Source organism: Neisseria oralis (assembly GCF_045062685.1).
GTDB classification, from domain to species: domain Bacteria; phylum Pseudomonadota; class Gammaproteobacteria; order Burkholderiales; family Neisseriaceae; genus Neisseria; species Neisseria oralis.
Genome location: NZ_JBJGEB010000044.1, coordinates 1 through 334, shown reverse-complemented (window position 1 = coordinate 334; position 334 = coordinate 1). Strand labels below are relative to the sequence as shown.

Here is a 334-nt window from a genome sequence, read left to right as displayed (position 1 = left end):
CACCATTACCATGGATAACGGCAAAGAGTTCTACCAACACACCAAAATAACCAAAGCATTGAAAGCGGAGACTTATTTTTGTCGCCCTTACCATTCTTGGGAGAAAGGGCTGAATGAGAACACCAACGGACTCATCCGGCAATACTTCCCCAAACAAACCGATTTCCGTAACATCAGTGATCGGGAGATACGCAGGGTTCAAGATGAGTTGAACCACCGACCAAGAAAAACACTTGGCTACGAAACGCCAAGTGTTTTATTCTTGAATCTGTTCCAACCACTAATACACTAGTGTTGCACTTGAAATCCGAATCCAAGGTAGTCTCAATTTCAT

1 protein-coding gene is annotated in these 334 nt (G+C 43.4%); it reads left to right on the top strand.

Features of this window, described 5'->3' with window-relative positions:
- On the top strand, positions 1-292 hold a 292-nt coding region (locus tag ACI43T_RS12015), incomplete at its 5' end, for an IS30 family transposase (RefSeq protein ID WP_151247927.1).
- Between the last annotated feature and the right edge of the window lie 42 nt (positions 293-334).